The sequence below is a fragment of the Pseudomonas sp. VMV1 genome (assembly GCF_056790235.1).
In genome coordinates, this window is the sequence record NZ_JBXGSE010000007.1 from 140,114 (window position 1) to 155,833 (window position 15,720).

The 15,720-nt window shown below is 66.3% G+C and carries 14 protein-coding genes; 9 read left to right on the top strand and 5 right to left on the bottom strand.

The window, feature by feature from the left end:
- Window positions 1-28 precede the first annotated feature (28 nt).
- Window positions 29-835, bottom strand: a complete 807-nt coding sequence (hisN, locus tag ACUCV0_RS19740) for a histidinol-phosphatase (RefSeq protein ID WP_059316217.1) — start codon at window positions 833-835, stop codon at window positions 29-31.
- A 2-nt stretch (window positions 836-837) separates the two neighbouring features.
- Complete coding sequence (locus ACUCV0_RS19745) at window positions 838-1,788, bottom strand: adenosine deaminase (protein ID WP_160923955.1); 951 nt, start codon at window positions 1,786-1,788, stop codon at window positions 838-840.
- Window positions 1,789-2,016: 228 nt separating this feature from the next.
- On the opposite strand from ACUCV0_RS19745, the gene ACUCV0_RS19750 reads away from it, so the two are divergent.
- From ACUCV0_RS19750 to ACUCV0_RS19760, 3 genes are all read left to right on the top strand, one after another.
- Entirely contained in the window at window positions 2,017-3,117 is a 1,101-nt protein-coding gene (locus ACUCV0_RS19750) for an acyltransferase family protein (RefSeq protein WP_482213455.1), read from the top strand.
- Window positions 3,118-3,222: 105 nt separating this feature from the next.
- The gene (locus ACUCV0_RS19755; RefSeq protein WP_059316214.1) at window positions 3,223-4,329 is read left to right on the top strand and encodes a calcium:cation antiporter; all 1,107 of its coding nucleotides are present in this window, start codon (window positions 3,223-3,225) and stop codon (window positions 4,327-4,329) included.
- 9 nt (window positions 4,330-4,338) lie between these two features.
- Window positions 4,339-4,902, top strand: a complete 564-nt coding sequence (locus ACUCV0_RS19760) for a DedA family protein (RefSeq protein ID WP_482213456.1) — start codon at window positions 4,339-4,341, stop codon at window positions 4,900-4,902.
- A gap of 476 nt (window positions 4,903-5,378) precedes the next feature.
- On the opposite strand, the gene ACUCV0_RS19765 is transcribed toward ACUCV0_RS19760, so the two are convergent.
- Complete coding sequence (locus tag ACUCV0_RS19765) at window positions 5,379-6,398, bottom strand: branched-chain amino acid aminotransferase (RefSeq protein ID WP_059316212.1); 1,020 nt, start codon at window positions 6,396-6,398, stop codon at window positions 5,379-5,381.
- Between the two features lie 242 nt (window positions 6,399-6,640).
- On the opposite strand from ACUCV0_RS19765, the gene ACUCV0_RS19770 reads away from it, so the two are divergent.
- Complete coding sequence (locus tag ACUCV0_RS19770) at window positions 6,641-7,132, top strand: hypothetical protein (protein ID WP_174523150.1); 492 nt, start codon at window positions 6,641-6,643, stop codon at window positions 7,130-7,132.
- Window positions 7,133-7,136: 4 nt separating this feature from the next.
- Here the strand turns inward: ACUCV0_RS19770 and ACUCV0_RS19775 are convergent, their stop codons facing one another.
- On the bottom strand, window positions 7,137-8,180 hold the full coding sequence (locus ACUCV0_RS19775) for a zinc-dependent alcohol dehydrogenase family protein (protein ID WP_482213457.1): 1,044 nt from the start codon (window positions 8,178-8,180) through the stop codon (window positions 7,137-7,139).
- Window positions 8,181-8,313: 133 nt separating this feature from the next.
- Between ACUCV0_RS19775 and ACUCV0_RS19780 the strand changes: the two genes are divergently transcribed.
- A complete protein-coding gene (locus ACUCV0_RS19780) occupies window positions 8,314-8,790 on the top strand; it encodes an Lrp/AsnC family transcriptional regulator (RefSeq protein WP_271653050.1) in 477 nt (158 codons plus the stop codon).
- Here the strand turns inward: ACUCV0_RS19780 and ACUCV0_RS19785 are convergent.
- Window positions 8,787-9,479: a 3'-5' exonuclease gene (locus ACUCV0_RS19785; RefSeq protein ID WP_482213458.1), complete on the bottom strand. Its 693-nt coding sequence runs from the start codon at window positions 9,477-9,479 to the stop codon at window positions 8,787-8,789. The genes ACUCV0_RS19780 and ACUCV0_RS19785 overlap by 4 nt on opposite strands.
- Before the next feature lie 175 nt (window positions 9,480-9,654).
- Here ACUCV0_RS19785 and ACUCV0_RS19790 point away from each other — a divergent pair, with 175 nt between their 5' ends.
- The 4 genes from ACUCV0_RS19790 (at window position 9,655) to prpF (ending at window position 15,109) form a co-directional block, all read left to right on the top strand.
- Window positions 9,655-12,024: a DNA polymerase II gene (locus tag ACUCV0_RS19790; protein ID WP_482213459.1), complete on the top strand. Its 2,370-nt coding sequence runs from the start codon at window positions 9,655-9,657 to the stop codon at window positions 12,022-12,024.
- 56 nt (window positions 12,025-12,080) lie between these two features.
- Window positions 12,081-12,806, top strand: a complete 726-nt coding sequence (locus ACUCV0_RS19795) for a nucleotidyltransferase domain-containing protein (RefSeq protein WP_482213460.1) — start codon at window positions 12,081-12,083, stop codon at window positions 12,804-12,806.
- Between the two features lie 240 nt (window positions 12,807-13,046).
- The gene (gene yghX, locus ACUCV0_RS19800; RefSeq protein ID WP_482213461.1) at window positions 13,047-13,937 is read left to right on the top strand and encodes a YghX family hydrolase; all 891 of its coding nucleotides are present in this window, start codon (window positions 13,047-13,049) and stop codon (window positions 13,935-13,937) included.
- A 20-nt stretch (window positions 13,938-13,957) separates the two neighbouring features.
- Window positions 13,958-15,109: a 2-methylaconitate cis-trans isomerase PrpF gene (gene prpF, locus ACUCV0_RS19805; RefSeq protein WP_482213462.1), complete on the top strand. Its 1,152-nt coding sequence runs from the start codon at window positions 13,958-13,960 to the stop codon at window positions 15,107-15,109.
- Window positions 15,110-15,720 lie beyond the last annotated feature (611 nt).

The following is a 15,720-nucleotide window of genomic DNA, read 5'->3' on the forward strand; positions in this document are numbered from 1 at the left end:
TCGGCGCCAACCTACGAAAGTGGGCGTCCTAGGCCAGGTGCTTGAGCCGCTCCACCAACTGCGCATGCAGCGCCGGATCACCGCAGGCGAGGATGGCACCACCCTGCTGGGCATCGCCGCCGTCCCAGGCGGTCATGCGGCCGCCAGCGCCTTCGATGATGGGGATCAGCGCCTGGACATCGTAGGGCTGCAGGCCCGCCTCGATGATGACGTCGACGAAGCCCGAGGCCAGCATGCAGTAGGCGTAGCAGTCACCGCCGAAGCGGGCCAGCTGCACCTCGGCGGCCACGGCGTCGAAGGCCGCCAGGCGCTCGGGGGTGTCGAAGATGTCGCGGCTGGTGCACATCAGCCGGGCCTGGGCCAGGCTGGCGCAGGCGCGGGTGCGCAGGGCCGCGCCGTTGCGCCAGGCGCCGGCCGGGGTGCCCAGGTAGCGTTCGCCGGTGAAGGGCTGGTTCATCACCCCGATCACCGGGCGGCTACCGTCGTTGAGCGCCACCAGGGTGCCCCACAGCGGCAGGCCGGTGATGAAGGCACGGGTGCCGTCGATGGGGTCCAGCACCCAGCTCAGGGGACTGCTGCCGGCGACGTTCTCTTCTTCCTCGCCGAGGATGCCGTGATCCGGGTGTTCGGCCTGGATGAGTTCACGCATGGCCCGTTCGGCGGCCTTGTCGGCGATGGTCACCGGGTCATAGCGGCGGCCGGCGATGGCGGCGTCGCCCTTGTCGTCCACTGCCAGCTGGGCGCGGAAATAGGGCTGGATGGCCACGGCGGCGGCATCGGCCAGGCGCTCGGCGAAGCGTTCGTAGTAGGAGATCTCGGCAGCGGTCAGGCTCATGCTCATTTCACCAGGCGGGCGTCGAGGCTGTTCTGCGCCAGACGCTGGGCCTGCGCCTGGGTCATGCCCAGGCCTTCGTGCAGGGCCATGAAGTTCTCGGTGACGTAGCCACCGAAGTAGGCCGGATCGTCCGAGTTGACGGTGACCTTGAGGCCGCGGTCGAGCATCTTGAGGATGGTGTGCTGGCTCATGTCGTCGAACACGCAGAGCTTGGTGTTGGACAGCGGGCACACGGTGAGCGGGATCTGCTGGTCGACCAGGCGATCCATCAGGCGCTCGTCCTCGAAGGCGCGCACGCCATGGTCGATCCGCACCACGCCGAGCTGGTCCAGGGCTTCCCAGATGTACTCCGGCGGGCCTTCCTCGCCCGCATGGGCCACGGCCGGGAAACCCTCGGCGCGAGCTCGGGCGAAGACGCGCTTGAACTTGCTCGGTGGATGCCCCTTCTCGGAGCTGTCCAGGCCGACGGCGACGAAGTGGTCGCGGAATGGCAGCGCCTGGTCCAGGGTGGCCTGGGCGGCGTCTTCGGAGAGGTGACGCAGGAAGCTCAGGATCAGCCCGCTGGTCACGCCCAGCTGCTTCTCGCCGTCGGTCAGCGCCTGGGTGATGCCGCGTACCACCACCTCGAAGGGAATGCCGCGATCGGTGTGGGTCTGGGGATCGAAGAAGGGCTCGGTGTGGATGACGTTCTGCTCCTTGCACTTGAGCAGATAGGCCCAGGTCAGGTCGTAGAAGTCCTGCTCGGTACGCAGCACGTCGGCGCCGGCGTAGTAGAGGTCGAGGAATTCCTGCAGGTTGCCGAAGTTGTAAGCGGCGCGCAGGGCCTCGACGTCCGGCCAGGCCAGGGCGACGCCATGGCGCTCGGCCAGCTTGAACAGCAACTCGGGCTCCAGGGTGCCTTCCAGGTGCAGGTGCAGTTCGGCCTTGGGCAGGGCATTGAGCCAGTCGTACATGGGATCCTCGGGATAGCTTGAATCGGAAAAAGATGGACGATTGTCGCACGCTTTGCACCGGTTTCCGCAGGCATCCGGGTTCCCGCTGACCGATGTACGGTGGTTTGGGCGGTCAGAAATTCCCAGCATTCCACGCTTTGGGCCAGCAAAGGGCCATAAGGCCTGCATTGGGTCTGGATCTGACTACAATCGGGACGCATGGCTCCAAACACCAGACGTGAGGTATCCGTGCAGACCGTTCAGGATTACGTTGGCGGCAAGAACAACAATCTCAATTTGATTCGCATGATCGCGGCGCTCGCCGTGGTCTTCAGCCACAGCTTCGCCATTTCCAGCGGCACCGCCACGGCAGAACCCGGACGCGAGAGCCTGGGCATGACCCTGGGCGACATCGCGGTCGACATCTTCTTCATCACCAGTGGCTTTCTGGTCACCAAGAGTCTGCTCAGCCGCGCCGACATCATCGACTTCGTCTGGGGCCGTGCCCTGCGCGTGGTGCCAGGGCTGCTGGTGATGCTGGTGCTGACGGTGCTGGGCCTGGGCGCCTGGCTGACCCGGGCACCGTTGCACGACTATCTGAGCGATCCCCAGACCTGGTTCTATCTGTTCAAGAACACCGGCCTGATCGCTGGCGCCGAATTCGACCTGCCCGGTCTGTTCGAGGGCAATCCGCTGCAGGCCATCGTCAATGGCTCGCTGTGGACGCTGCCCTTCGAGGTGGGCATGTACGGCGCCCTGGCGCTGCTCTGGTTGTTCGTGCTCTGGCTGCGGCTGGACAGTCGCCACTTCCAGCGCGCCATCCTGCTGTTCGCCGCGGGCGCCGCGCTGTTCAAGCTGTTCGCCTACTACTTCTTCGCCAGCGAATCGCACCTGCTGCGGCTGTTTCAGATGTTCTTCCTGGGCGGTGCCTTCTATGTGCTGCGTGGCTACATCCCCCTGTCGCGGGCGGCCTTCGTCGCCGCCGTGGCGCTGCTGGCGGTGGCGATGCCCGACCGCGACAGCTTCTACCTGGTCTACAACCTGACGTTGGGCTATGTGCTGCTCTACCTTGCCTTCGTGCCGGCCGGGCGCATCCGCGCCTTCAATGAAGTAGGCGACTACTCCTACGGCCTCTACATCTATTCCTTCCCGGTGCAGCAGACCCTGGCGGCGGTGATTCCCGGCATCGAGGCCTGGACCATGGTGCTGCTCTCCATCGGCATCACCCTGCCGCTGGCGGTGGTGTCCTGGTTCCTGGTGGAACGCCATGCCCTGGGCTATCGCCAGGCCTGCGCGACCGGCACCAAGGCGGTGTGGAAGCGGCTGGTGCCGCCTGCTCGCGTGGGTTGAGCCCGCCTGGGGCGGCGATCTCCGGCTGGATGCAGGTGCCTGCGAGCGTTTTGCCGTCTACGGCGGTCGTAACAAGGCATTGCTCAACCAAGGACGCCCTTTTCCATGCTCGCCGCTCTCAAAGACGAAACCCTGCTGCTGGTCGCCATTGGCGCCACGGTGCTGGCCTATGTGTTCGAACACGCGCTGCTCGGCGGTGGCCAGACCCTGGCGCTGATCGCGGCAGGCGGTCTGATCGCCGCCATCATCTGCGCGGCCATGCGTGTGGCCCACCACGCCGAACTGCTGGCGGAAAAGGTCGGCGATCCCTATGGGACCATGATCCTGACACTCTCCGCCGTGCTGGTGGAGGTGATCATCCTGGCGATCATGATGAGCCACGACCACTCGCCGACCCTGGCCCGCGACACCATCTATGCCGCGGTCATGCTGGACATGAACGGCATCATCGGCCTGGCCGCGCTGCTCGGGGGCCTCAAGCACGGCGAGCAGGCCTACAACGATGACTCCAGCCGCAGCTACGGGGTGATGATCATCACCGCGGTGAGCATCTCCATGCTGGTGCCGGAATTCATTCCCTCGGCCCAGTGGCACGTCTATTCCTTCTTCACCATCGGTGCCATGGCGCTGCTCTATGCCCTGTTCCTGCGCATGCAGACCGGCCCGCACAGCTATTTCTTCAGCTACAACTACCCGGACAAGAAGCGCAAGCGCCCGGTTGCCGAGGGCGAAGCTGCCACCGCCGGCCATGGTGAAAGCAGCGCCACCCTGTCCATCGCCATGCTGATCGTCGGCATCGTCGCCACCGGAGCCCTGGCCGAGGTGATGTCCAAGTCGCTGGATACCGGGCTGGAAGGTCTGGCTGTTCCCGCCCTGGTCCCAGCGCTGGTGGTGGCGGTGATCTCCGCCAGCCCCGAGATCCTCACCGCCCTGCGCGCGGCCATGGCCAATCGCATGCAGTCGGTGATCAACATCGCCCTGGGCGCCAGCCTGTCCACCGTGATCCTCACCGTACCGGTGGTGGAGGCCATCGCCCTGTACAACGGCCAGCCGATCCAGATGGCCATGACGCCGGTGCAGACGGTGATGATGGCCGTGACCCTGATTGTCGCCGCCATCAACCTCAACGACGGCGAGACCAACGCCATCGAGGGCATGACCCATTTCGTGCTGTTCGGCACCTTCATCATGCTGACCATCCTCGGTCTCTAGGACGGCCCCATGATCGACAGCGAGGTGATCAGCAACTACGGCTACGGCGCCGCCGTCCTGGGCGCGCTGGTGGAGGGCGACGGCGTCGCCATCCTGGCCGGCATCGCCGCGCGACATGGCTACCTGCTGTTTCCGCTTACGGCGCTGTGCGTGGCCCTGGGCGGCTTCATCGGCGATCAGACGCTGTTCTATCTCGGCCGTCGCTATGGCGACAGCATCCTCAGCCGCTTCAAGCGCCAGCAAGCGCGCATCGACTGGCTGCGCAGCCGCATCCATCGCCACGAGGCGTTGTGGATCATCGGCATCCGTTTCGCCTATGGCTTCCGCCTGATCGGCCCGCTGCTGATCGGTGCCAGCGGCGTGCGGCCGCGGCGGTTCCTGTTCTTCAACATCATCGGCGCCCTGCTGTGGGGCTTCGTCATGACCGGCATCGGTTATGCGGTAGGGGAGATCCTGCGAGATTTCTTCGCCGAGCATCATGTGTCGAAGCGCTGGCTGGTCGCGGCGGCGATCTGCGTGGTGGTGCTGTTCATTGGCGCCCGCGCCATCCTGCGGCGGCGAGACGGGGCGTAGGGGGAGGGCTGCGTAGGTTGGGTTGAGCGGAGCGAAGCCCAACGGTGCGTAGACCTAGACCTCGCTGGAATCGCGGCCATGGGCCGCTCCTACAGCAGCCGGCTATCCGTAGGAGCGGCCCATGGCCGCGATAAGGACGGTTGCTCCTATGGATGTTGGGCTTCGGCGGTTAAGGGTTGCCAGTGGGAAACGCTCTGCGGTTTCCCACGCTACGGCCTGAGCCTTTGTAGGTTGGGTTGAGCGCAAGCGAAGCCCAACGTTGGATAGACCTGAGCCTTGCTGAAATCGCGACCATGGGCCGCTCCTACAGCAGCTAGTCATCCTGTAGGAGCGGCCCATGGCCGCGATAGGTGAGTTGCTGGCGAGGCGAAATAAGTTTCGGCAGATCGCTCGATAAGCAGTTGTGTCAGCAATCCGGTCTACCCAAACGAAAAAGGCGCCCTGAGGCGCCTTCTTCACACTAAACCAACCTCAAGTCAGACCTTGACGATCCAGCCCTCCGGAGCCGGCTTGTCGCCGGTCTGGATGCCGGTCAGTTCCTCGTACAGCTTGCGCGTCACCGGGCCGACGTCGGTCAGGCTGTGGAAGACGTGCAGCTTCTCGCCGTACTGGATGCCGCCAATGGGGGTAATGACCGCCGCGGTGCCGCAGGCGCCGGCTTCGACGAACTGGTCGAGCTGGTCGATATAGACGTCGCCCTCGACCACTTCCAGGTTCAGCCGCTCGCGGGCCAGTTCCATCAGCGACATGCGGGTCACGCCCGGCAGCACGGATTCGGAGCGCGGGGTGACGAACTTGCCGTCGCCCGTGATGGCGAAGAAGTTGGCCGAGCCGACTTCCTCGATCTTGCGATGGGTCAGGGGATCCAGGTAGATGCAATCGGCGAAGCCTTCGGCCTTGGCCTGGGCGCCGGGCATCAGGCTGGCGGCGTAGTTGCCGCCGACCTTGGCGGCACCGGTGCCCTGGGGCGCGGCGCGGTCGTAGCCGGAGATGACGAAGTTGTGCGGGGTCATGCCGCCCTTGAAGTAGGCGCCGACCGGGATGCCGAATACCACGAAGTGGAATTCGGGGGCGGTGCGCACGCCGATGTTGTCACCGACGCCGATGACGAAGGGTCTCAGGTAGAAGGCGCCGCCGGTGCCGTGGGGCGGAATCCAGGCCTCGTTAGCCTTGACCACCTGCTGGCAGGCATCGATGAACATCTCGGTGGGGACCGGCGGCATCAGCAGGCGGGCGCAGCTCTTGTGCATGCGCGCGGCGTTGCGGTCGGGACGGAACAGGTTGATGGAGCCGTCCTGGCAGCGATAGGCCTTGAGGCCCTCGAAGCACTGCTGGCCGTAGTGGATGGCCGTGGAGCCTTCGCTGATGTGCAGCTGGTTGTCGCGAGTCAGCTCGCCGGGTCCCCAGCTGCCGTTGCGATAGGTGGCGATATAGCGGAAGTCGGTCTTGATGTAGTCGAAACCGAGGGTCTTCCAATCGATGTCCGCAGCGCTCATAGATCCTCGCAGTGCTCTCCGGCGGTTTGGCCGGTCGTTTCGTGGTCGGGCCGTACGCCTCGCTGGCGACGGTTCAAGGGATGGACGAGCCTGGCTCGTCGCTAGACTGTGAAAGATACCGCTTATCCGGACCGCTGGGGGCACCTTTCAGCCAATCGGGTCTCCAAAGACTGAAGCTGGCCCTTTGCCGCCTCTGCCTGTTGCTTCAGGCTGGGTGTGCGGGTCGCCACCAGGAGTCTGTTTTGAAAACAATGATGGCGTTGCTGGGTGCCCTGACCCTGCCAACGCTCACGGCGCAGGCCGCCGGCATCTTCACCGACAAGTTCGACACGGCGCTCAATCGCCGGGTCATCGAATGGCGTGGGGCGCCCTCGCCCGATGGGATCGTCTTCAGCGTGATCGCCAGCCAGTTCAAGACCAGTGCTGGCAACGCCACCACCGATTTCCGCACCCAGCTGTCCACCTTTGGCGACAAGGTGCGCTTCCATGGTTGCAGCGCCAGTCGCTGGGAAATGAACGGTCAGCTCTACCTGCCGCTCAAGGGCCAGTACCGCATGGCCGGGCTGGATGAGCGCTACGGCGAGTACTTCATCGGCCAGCCTAGCCGCCAGGACCTGGAATGGGTGGCGATGAATACCCGGGTCAATTATCGCCTCTGCCGTCTGCGCGCAACCCTGTCCGCCGAGGACCTGCAGGGGCTGCGCTGGGTGTTGCAGGCGGCGGAGTCCGGCTAGCGCCCTAGTCGAAGCGGGTGATGACGGTCACGCCGGTACCCTCGAACCTGTCCATGTGCATCAGGGCTTCGCTGGACTCGGCCAGGCTGATTTCGCGACCGATCAACCGCTCCGGTGCCAGGGTGCCCTGGCGCAGCATGTCCATCAGCACGTCGTAGCGATGGGCCTGCATGCCGTGGCTGCCGAGGATTTCCAACTCCTTGGCGATCACCAGGTTCATCGGCAGCGCCGGCGTCGCCTGGTCGCCCAGCAGCAACCCGACCTGAACGTGCTTGCCGCGCTTGCGCAGGCTGGCGATGGAATTGAAGCAGGTGGTGGGATGCCCCAGAGCGTCGAGGGAGACATGGGCACCGCCGCCAGTGATCTCCTGCACCGCCTCGGGCACGCTGGCCACCTGGGTGGCATCGAGAGTGGCCACGGCCCCGAGGCTGCGGGCCAGGGCCAGCTTGTCGGCGGTGATGTCGATGGCCACCACCTGGGCACCCAGAGCGCTGGCGATCATGATCGCCGAGAGCCCGACGCCCCCGCAGCCGTGTACCGCCACCCATTGGCCGGCGCTGACCTTGCCCTGGTCGACCACGGCGCGAAAGGACGTCACGAAGCGACAACCCAGGCTCGCCGCCGTGGCGAAATCCAGCTGCTCGGGCAGCCCGACCAGGTTGAGATCGGCCTGGTGGATGCCGACGTACTGGGCGAAGGAGCCCCAGTGGGTGAAGCCGGGCTGGAACTGATGGTCGCAGACCTGCTGGTGGCCGGCATGGCACTGCGGGCAGGCGCCGCAGCCACCGACGAAGGGCACCGTTACCCGGTCGCCGACCCGCCAGCGCCTGACGTCCTTGCCTACCGCCTCGACCACCCCGGCCAATTCGTGGCCCGGCACATGGGGCAGTTCGATGTCGGTGTCATGGCCGACCCAGCCGTGCCAGTCGCTACGGCAGACGCCGGTGGCCATGACCTTGAGCACCACGCCGTGCGGCTCGGGGGTAGGGTCCGGCACGATGCACAGGCGGGGTGGCGCGGAAAAGGCTTCGTAGACGACGGCTTTCATGGCGGGGCCTCGGGTGGGATGAGACCTCCAGTATGGCGAGCCGCGCGGAATTAGCCTGTCTGATTGGCTTCTCGGAAGTCGCCAAGTTGAAATAGTCTTTCGTGCCAGCAACCTAATTAGAAAGGATCCTTCCATGCCTCACTTCGATCGTCAGGATGTCGCCATCGTCGAGCGCCTGCAGCGCGATGGCCGGCTGTCCAATGCACGGCTGGCCGAGCAGCTGTCGATGAGCGAGGCCTCCTGCTGGCGGCGGCAGAAGCGCCTGGAGGAGGCAGGGGTGATCGAGGGTTATCAGGCGGTGCTCAATCGCAGGCGGCTGGGCATCGGCGTCATGGCCTTCGTGCAGATCGGCTGCACCCAGCACAGTGAAGAGGTCACGGCGCAATTCGAGGCCATCATCGGTGCCTCGACCCATGTACTCGCCTGCTACAACGTCACCGGGGAAGCGGACTTCCTGCTGCATGTGGTGGCGCGGGATCTGGACGACTACAGCCGCTTCGTCGAGCAGGTGCTGCGCAAGCTGCCAGGGGTGTTCAACATCCGCTCCAACCTCTGCCTGCGGGAGATGAAGCTCGACCGCCAACTGCCGGTGGACTACCTGCTCGGTTAGCCGGCCAGGGCCTGCACGCCATGCCAGGTGGCCGGCGCTTCGTCGGCCAGGGCCTGGACCAGGGCGGCCTTGAGGCGACAATCGGGCAGGGCGCGGTGGGTCTCCTGCACGGCGACGCCCTGCTGGCGCGCAGCCGTGGCCAGGGACTTGCGCCGCCAGCCGTCCTGGCTCCGGCTGTCCAGGCTCGGCTCCTGCCAGAACTGGGCATAGAGCTGCATCAGGCAGTGCAGGCGGGTGCCATCCACCAGTTGCACCGGCGGCGTCTCCCGCTCCAGTTCCGGCGGCAGTGCCTGGCCATGCAAGCCCGCGTTATGGGCCAGCAGGCGATAGTCGAAGGCCATGCCATAGGCCAGCACGGTGCGGCCCTGCAGCAGCGACCAGAGCTGGGCGAACACCTCGGGAAAGGACGGCGCCTGGCTCAGGTGGGCATCGGTCAGGCCGTGGATCAGGGTCGCCTCGCGCGGTACGGCGATGCTAGAGCGGACCAGGGTATCGAGCAGCACCCGGCCGCTGAGGGTCATCACCGCCACCTCGATCAGCTGGGCGTCCTCGCCCAGGCCGGTCGCCTCGGTATCCAGCACCAGCACATCCTGCTCCAGCCAGCGGCGCGCCTGTTCGCGCACCCGCACTTGCTGGGCGTTGTAGCCGGGGACGGCAGTGGCAGGAAAAGACGACGACAACAGGTTCATGACACGGCCTGACAGGTGAAACCAAGGAGGCGCCCAGAAGCCGACAGGGTCGGCTCTACGACGGGTGTGGGCATTCGATGCAAGATCATCGCCACAGGACACAGGCCGTTCGGCGGTGGCGACGAGCGGACCATCTGGCGCGCCGGGGTCGCCGGTCGTAGCCGGTCTTGCGAGAATGAGCCCTTCATTCACGTCGAGGAGCGCTGCTGCTTTGGTCGCCGCCCAGGGTTTCTTGCTGACACGCCTCTGGCGCGAGACGTCCACCGGGATGGAGCTGGTGTTCTGGTTCGCCACCGACAGCGGTCCGCGCCAGCTGCGGGTGCCGGCGCAACAGGCCGTGGCCTTTGCGCCGGCCGCGCGACGGGCGGACATCGAGCGCCTGCTGCCGGCCGGGGTGGAGATTCGCGAGCTGGCGCTGCAGGACTTCCAGCGGCGCCCCGTCCTGGGGCTCTATGCGCCCCGCTATCGCACCCTGCGCGAACTGGAGCAGCGCCTCCCCGCCGCCGGCATCGACCTCTACGAAGCCGATATCACCCCGGCGGATCGCTTCCTCATGGAGCGCTTCATCACCGCGCCGGTGACGCTGCCCACGGCAGACGGCGGGCCACTGCGGCCCGATCCCGACTATCGCCCCACGCTGCGCACCCTGTCGCTGGACATCGAGACCAGCGAGCGCGGCGAGCTCTACAGCATCGGCCTGCACGGCTGCGGCCAGCGCCAGGTGTACATGCTCGGCCCGCCCACTGGCGAGGACGCGGCCGTGGACTTCGACCTGGAATACGTCGACGACCGCGCCACCCTGCTCCAGCGTCTCAACGCCTGGATGGCGCGCCATGATCCCGACGTCATCATCGGTTGGAGCGTGCTGCAGTTCGACATCCGCGTGCTCCACGAACACGCGCGCAAACTGGGCGTGCCCCTGCACCTGGGGCGTGGTGCACTGGAGGACGATCGCTACGAACCCGGCGGCCAGGGCCGGCAATTCCACGCCCTGCTGGCCGGACGGCCGATCATCGACGGGGTGGAGGCGCTCAAGTCGGCGACCTGGGTGTTTCCTTCCTACAGCCTGGAGAACGTCAGCCGCAGCCTCCTGGGCGAAGGCAAGGCCATCGACAATCCCCACGACCGCATGGCCTCCATCAACCGCATGTTCGCGGGCGAGAAGAGCGCCCTGGCGCGCTACAACCTGGTGGACTGCGAACTGGTCACCCGCATCTTCGCCAAGACCGAGCTGCTGCGCTTCCTGCTGGAGCGCGCCAGCGTCACCGGCCTGCCGCTGGAGCGCCACGGCGCGTCCATTGCCGCCTTCTACCACCTCTATCTGCCGCTGATGCACCGCCAGGGCTTCGTCGCCCCCGGTCTCGGTGCCCAGCCGCCCGAGGCCAGCCCGGGCGGCTTCGTCATGGATTCCCGGCCCGGGCTCTACGATTCGGTGCTGGTGCTGGACTACAAGAGCCTCTATCCCTCACTGATTCGCACCTTTCTCATCGATCCGGTGGGCCTGGTGGAAGGACTGGCGCTACCCGAGGACGAGACCGTACCGGGCTTTCGCGGCGCGCGCTTCCATCGCACCCGGCATTGCCTGCCGGAGATGGTAGCGCGGGTCTGGGACGGCCGTGACGCCGCCAAGCGTGCCGGCAACGCGCCCCTGGCCCAGGCGCTGAAGATCATCATGAACAGCTTCTACGGGGTGCTGGGTACGCCGCACTGCCGTTTCTTCGATCACCGCCTGGCCTCGTCCATCACCCTGCGCGGCCACGCGGTGATGCACCAGACCCGCGAGCTGATCGAGGCACGTGGCCATCGGGTGATCTATGGCGACACCGACTCCACCTTCGTCTGGCTCGGAGCTGCCCATGAGGAGGCCGAGGCCGAGCGTATCGGTCGCGAGCTGGTGGCGGCGGTCAACACCCACTGGCGCGAACGGCTACAGGCGGAGCTGGGGCTGGAAAGCCATCTGGAGCTGCAGTACGAGACCCACTTCAGCCGCTTTCTCATGCCTACCATCCGCGGCGCGGAAGAGGGCAGCAAGAAGCGATACGCCGGGTTGCGGCCCGGGGCGGACGGCGCGCCCGAGCTGGTGTTCAAAGGGCTGGAAACGGTGCGCAGCGACTGGTCACCGCTGGCCCAGCGCTTCCAGCGTGAGCTGTACCTGCGCATCTTCACTGGCGAACCGCACGAAGACTACGTACGCGACTTCGTGGCCCGGACGCGCGCCGGCGACTTCGACGACCTGCTGGTCTATCGCAAGCGCCTGCGCCGACCGCTGGAGGAGTACCAGAGCAACCTCTCGCCCCAGGTCCGCGCCGCGCGCCTGCTGGAGGCGGAAAACGCCCGGCTGGGACGCCGCAGCCGCTTTCGCCGCGGCGGTTGGATCAGCTACCTGATCACCACCGCCGGCGCCGAACCGGTCGAGCTGCCCCATGCGCCGCCCGACTATGACCACTATGTACAGCGCCAGCTGGCGCCGGTGGCCGACGCCATCCTGCCCTTCGTCGGCGACCGCTTCGACCGACTGCTGGATCGGCAAATGGGGTTGTTCTGATGCGGGAAGCCAACGATGGAGTGGATGCCGAAGGTTTTATCCGACAGGTGCCCAGGGTGCCATTCCAGGTGGAGTATCGGGCACTGCTGGCTACCGTGCGGTGCCAGTTGCCAGCCCTTCTGGGCCGCCATCTGATAGCCCTCTATGTCTATGGCAGCGTGGCCGAAGGCCGCGCCCGACCGGGGCAATCGGACCTGGATCTCACCCTGGTCCTGAGCGATGCCTGCCCCGCAGGGCTGCTGGTACAACTGGAGCGGCGTCGCCGTCTGCTGGAACGCTGCCATGGCGAGGTCAGTAAGATTGACTTCGATATCGGCCGCCGGGCCGAAGCCCTGGCCCCCGGTAACCGTCTCAGCTGGGGCTTCTGGCTCAGACATCACTGCCGCTGGCTGTGGGGCGAAGACCTGGCGCGGCGCTACGCGCCCTTCAAACCGGAGGTCGGCATCGCCCAGGCGGTGAATGGCGACGTGCTGCCCGTGATGCAGCGCTACCTCCTGGCCCACGCCAGCTGTGCGAGTCCGGTCGAGCGCCTGGGCATACAGCGCGAGGCGGCGCGGCGGCTGCTCCGGGCGATACAGGTGCTGCGCCGGCCAGACGAGATGGTCTGGCCCTGGACGCTGGAAGACCATTACAGCCGAGCCCGGCGGCTGCATCCCGAGCAGTGCACCGCGTTGGATTTCTTCTATGCCGAAGCCCGGCAGCCTCAGGCGGCAGCGGTCGAGTTCGCGCAGCAGCTGGGCGCCGTCCTGCTCTGGTTCGAACGCCAGCTTCGGCAGGGGTAACCCCAGGGGGATGACGGCGCAGAAGAACAGACTCGTTGGCGTGACCACTTTCTTCCGCGGCCGTGAGGCCTCCATAAGCGCCAGGTTGGTCAATTCGAGGCGCTGATCGCCGTGCTGCACGCCTTGTGGCGTCAGGGAGAGTCGGTGGCATAGTCTGACGATTCGCGGCACACTCGGGAGCCACCGGGGCGCCTACCCAGCTGGGTCGAGCGCTCCGTTTCCCGCCAGAGGAGCGCCGCGATGACCCGTCTCACCGCCAAGGATTTCTCGCCCGAACTGCTCGAACTCTATGACTTCTATGTCCACGGTCGCATTAGCCGGCGCGACTTCCTCGACCGCGCCGGGGCCTGCGCCGCGGTGCTGGGGCTGTCGGCCACCGGGGTGCTGGCGGCACTGAGCCCCAACTATGCCCTGGCCAGCCAGGTGGAATTCACCGATCCGGATATCGTCGCCGAATACGTCTACTACCCTTCGCCCCAGGGCCATGGCCGAGTGCGCGGCTACCTGGTGCGCCCGGCCAAGGCCAGCGGCAAGGTACCGGCCGTGGTGGTGGTGCACGAGAACCGCGGCCTCAATCCCTATATCGAAGACGTGGCGCGGCGTCTGGCCAAGGCTGGCTACCTGGCCCTGGCGCCGGATGGCCTGACGTCCATGGGCGGCTATCCCGGCAACGACGACAAGGGGCGCGAGCTGCAGCAGCAGGTCGACCCCGAAAAGCTGATGAACGACTTCTTCGCCGCCGTGGAAACCCTGATAAGCCATGAATTCAGCACCGGCAAGGTCGGCATCACCGGCTTCTGCTATGGCGGCGGCGTGGCCAACGCGGCTGCCGTCGCCTATCCCGAGCTGGCCGCTGCGGTGCCCTTCTACGGCCGCCAGGCGCGGGCGGAGGAGGTCGCGCGCATCAAGGCCCCATTGCTGATCCACTACGCCGAGAACGATCCGCGCATCAACGAAGGCGCCGCCGCCTACGAAGAGGCACTCAAGGCCGCGGGCAGGACCTACGAGGTGCACCGCTATCCCGGCACCAACCACGGCTTCCATAACGACTCCACCCCGCGCTACGACGAGGCGGCCGCCCAGCTGGCCTGGCAGCGCACCCTGGACTGGTTCGGCCGCTATCTCGCCTGATTCCCTCACCGGAGAAACCGATGCCGCAACTGCGTATTCCTGCCGTCTACATGCGTGGCGGTTCCAGCAAGGGCGTGTTCTTTCATGCCCGTGACCTGCCGCCCGCCGGTCCAGCGCGTGATGCCCTGCTGTTGCGGGTGATCGGCAGTCCCGATCCCTATGGCAAGCAGATCGATGGCATGGGTGGCGCCACCTCCAGCACCAGCAAGGTGGTGGTGATCACGCCCTCCTGTCGGCCGGACTGCGATGTCGACTACCTCTTCGGCGCTCCGGCCATCGAGTCGCCGGTAATCGACTGGTCGGGCAACTGCGGCAATCTCAGCGCCGCCGTCGGTCCCTTCGCGATCAGCGAAGGCCTGGTCGAGGCGCCCCGCGACGGCCTGGCCATGGTGCGCATCTGGCAGGCCAATCTCGGCAAGCGCATCCTTGCCCACGTTCCCATGGTCAATGGCGAGGTGCAGGAGGAGGGCGATTTCCGCTTCGACGGCGTGGCCTTTCCGGCCGCCGAGGTGGTGCTCGACTTCCTCGATCCCGCCGGCACCGATGGCAGCGTCTTACCTAGCGGGCAGCTGGTCGACGAGCTGGATGTCCCCGGGCTGGGCCGGCTGCCGGTGACCCTGCTCAAAGCCGGCAACCCCACTATTTTCGCCTATGCCGAATCGTTCGGCCTCAGCGGCACCGAGACCCAGGCGCAGGTCAATGGCGATGCGGCGCTGCTGGAGCGCCTGGAAGCCGTCCGCGCCACTGGCGCAGTAGCCATGGGCCTGGCCAGGACCGCGGCTCAGGCCACCGCCGAACGTCCGCATACACCCAAGTTGTGCCTGATCGCGCCGCCCCAGACCTACCAGGTGGCGGGTGGCAAGCAGGTGCCGGTCGAGGCTATCGACGTCATCGCGCGGATGATCTCCATGGGCAAGCTGCACCATGCCATCCCCGGTACCGGCGCGGTCGCCGTGGCGGTGGCCGCTGCGCTGCCGGGGACCCTGGTCAATCAGCTGACGGGTAACCTGGGCGGCCGTCAGGTGCGCATGGGACATACCGCGGGCGCCGTGGCTGTCGGTGCCCAGGCGCGCGAGATCGACGGCAGCTGGCAGGTGGAAAAAGCCAGCATGAGTCGCAGTGCCCGGCGGTTGATGGAAGGCTGGGTACGGGTACCGGCGGCGGTTGAGTAGGACGGATGTTGGGCTGAGCCCAGCGTATCCTGGCCCCTCACCCCAGCCCTCTCCCGGAGGGAGAGGGGGCGATTTAGCCCAGTGCAAGTTGTGGCGCGATGGTGTGAGCCGGAACGAGCGCTTCCATCGCTCCCGTAGGAGCGGCCCATGGCCGCGATCCAAGCAAGGCCATGACGTAGCGTGGAAAACCGCGCAGCGTTTTCCACTGTTTAAACCCGGCGCACCCGCGTGGAGGTAGGTTGGGCTGAGCCCGGCGAAGCCCAACAAAAAGCGACCCCCCAGCGCATCCTGGCCCCTCATCCCAGCCCTCTCCCGGAGGGAGAGGGGTCGATATAGCCCGGTGCAGGTTGTGGCGCAATGGTGTGAGCCTACGTGAGCGCTTCCATTGCTCCCGTAGGAGCGGCCCATGGCCGCGATCCGAGCCATGACGGAGCATGGAAAACCACGCAGCGTTTTCCACTGTTTAAACTCTGCACACTCGCGTGGATAAGGCTGCGCCGTTATCCACCCTACGCCTGGAGGTAGGTTGGGCTGAGCGCAGCGAAGCCCAACAAAAAGCGACCCCCGGCGTATCCTGGCCCCTTACCCTAGCCCTCTCCCGGAGGGAAAGG

Excerpts from the sequence above, each read along its gene's own strand:
- ACUCV0_RS19780 (WP_271653050.1), top strand. The coding sequence starts at position 8,314 with ATGCCTCACTTCGATCGTCAGGATGTCGCCATCGTCGAGCGCCTGCAG.
- ACUCV0_RS19790 (WP_482213459.1), top strand. The coding sequence starts at position 9,655 with ATGAGCCCTTCATTCACGTCGAGGAGCGCTGCTGCTTTGGTCGCCGCC.
- yghX (WP_482213461.1), top strand. The coding sequence starts at position 13,047 with ATGACCCGTCTCACCGCCAAGGATTTCTCGCCCGAACTGCTCGAACTC.
- ACUCV0_RS19755 (WP_059316214.1), top strand. The coding sequence starts at position 3,223 with ATGCTCGCCGCTCTCAAAGACGAAACCCTGCTGCTGGTCGCCATTGGC.
- prpF (WP_482213462.1), top strand. The coding sequence starts at position 13,958 with ATGCCGCAACTGCGTATTCCTGCCGTCTACATGCGTGGCGGTTCCAGC.
- hisN (WP_059316217.1), bottom strand. The coding sequence starts at position 835 with ATGAGCCTGACCGCTGCCGAGATCTCCTACTACGAACGCTTCGCCGAG.
- ACUCV0_RS19760 (WP_482213456.1), top strand. The coding sequence starts at position 4,339 with ATGATCGACAGCGAGGTGATCAGCAACTACGGCTACGGCGCCGCCGTC.
- ACUCV0_RS19765 (WP_059316212.1), bottom strand. The coding sequence starts at position 6,398 with ATGAGCGCTGCGGACATCGATTGGAAGACCCTCGGTTTCGACTACATC.
- ACUCV0_RS19785 (WP_482213458.1), bottom strand. The coding sequence starts at position 9,479 with ATGAACCTGTTGTCGTCGTCTTTTCCTGCCACTGCCGTCCCCGGCTAC.
- ACUCV0_RS19745 (WP_160923955.1), bottom strand. The coding sequence starts at position 1,788 with ATGTACGACTGGCTCAATGCCCTGCCCAAGGCCGAACTGCACCTGCAC.
- ACUCV0_RS19775 (WP_482213457.1), bottom strand. The coding sequence starts at position 8,180 with ATGAAAGCCGTCGTCTACGAAGCCTTTTCCGCGCCACCCCGCCTGTGC.